Origin of the sequence: Neobacillus drentensis (assembly GCF_036966985.1) — a bacterium.
GTDB lineage: Bacteria > Bacillota > Bacilli > Bacillales > Cytobacillaceae > Neobacillus > Neobacillus drentensis_E.
Genome location: NZ_JBALSN010000731.1, coordinates 1 through 1,216 on the forward strand (window position 1 = coordinate 1; position 1,216 = coordinate 1,216).

Annotated in this window: 3 protein-coding genes; 1 reads left to right on the forward strand and 2 read right to left on the reverse strand. The window is 32.8% G+C overall.

Annotation, left to right across the window (positions count from 1 at the left end):
* Window positions 1-431: CPBP family intramembrane glutamic endopeptidase (locus V7659_RS31075; RefSeq protein ID WP_335543848.1), on the reverse strand; the 431-nt coding region annotated here is incomplete at its 3' end.
* A gap of 145 nt (window positions 432-576) precedes the next feature.
* On the opposite strand from V7659_RS31075, the gene V7659_RS31080 reads away from it, so the two are divergent.
* Entirely contained in the window at window positions 577-696 is a 120-nt protein-coding gene (locus V7659_RS31080; RefSeq protein ID WP_283878168.1) for a DUF6254 family protein, read from the forward strand.
* A 69-nt stretch (window positions 697-765) separates the two neighbouring features.
* Here V7659_RS31080 and V7659_RS31085 read toward each other — a convergent pair whose 3' ends face one another.
* Window positions 766-954 carry a YkvS family protein gene (locus tag V7659_RS31085; RefSeq protein WP_026566278.1) on the reverse strand — a complete coding sequence of 63 codons (189 nt, stop codon included), beginning with the start codon at window positions 952-954 and terminating at the stop codon, window positions 766-768.
* Between the last annotated feature and the right edge of the window lie 262 nt (window positions 955-1,216).

Sequence of the window (1,216 nt, forward strand, 5' to 3'; positions counted from 1 at the left end):
GCCAAAATACTGACCCCTGGCTTAAACCGTTTGCTCAATCTTTTTTGGATAAACCCCCTCCAGAAAAGTTCTTCTCCTGGGGCTGCAACTAATACAAGGGCAAGATATTGCCAAAATATTGTTGGCGCAAACCATTTATATAAGTTCCTAAGACCTGTACCATAGGGCAAATGCAAAATCTTTAATCCACGGACCCCAAGCCAAAAGATACTATATAATAATAAACCTGTTAGTGCCCCAAGAAAAATATACTGAATAAAGGATACTTCATCATCAACCTCTTCTTGAAACATAGCATAAGCGATTAAGATTAGAATCGAACCAGTAAAAATATACCAAAAGATCGCTTTATCATGAAATGAAAAAAATAAAAGTATATGTGCAATAATTAAACCAATCAGTATGCGCGGGTCTTGGAAGAATTTCTTCATTACGCGATCTCCTTTTTAGAAAACATAAAATTTATTTTATCAAATAAGTTTTTCAAATGGAAATCATTACATCTCTAATTTTACTGTTTCGTTAGGTTAGAACATAAAGAATAGAAAAAAATAAAAAAGGAAGGGAGTGAAAGAAATGAGCAAATCAAAAAGTGAACAAGAACGAGAATGGACTGTCCGGAAGCAGGATCAAAATCCACATGGAAAAGTAAAATCATTAAAACAGTTATCAAATGAAGCTGGTAAGGGCCAATAACAATTCAGGCTGAGTCAAAAAAGAAAAGGCAGCCATAGTGAGGCCTGCCTTTTCTACGATTCTATTATTTTAATAAGCGCTTTCTTTTATAACTTTATAGTTTTTGTGATTGACAACAGTTCGCTGATCCAATTCTAAATCACGATAATTATCCATAACAGTTAGGTCGACAATGACAGAATTTTCATTTACCTTTTCAACAATCCCTTTCAAGCCACCACGGAATTCGATGATATTTCCAACTTCTGCTTTTCTCATAATGTCTCTCTCCTTTACCTCAAAAACTATAAATAAAATCCAGTTAAATAACAGTTTGCACTACTTTTTTCTTTTCGTAAAGCCTTTTATTTGACAATTATGTTAATTCTTTATTAACAATATAATTATATGAGAAAAAAGGCAACAAAAGAATCGGAAACGCTTTCAATAATAGTGAAAAGAAACTACAATGTTGGATTATGGAAATACAGTTACGTTAAAATAAAACCAGGTAAAGGTGGTGTTTTGAATGACGGAAGAA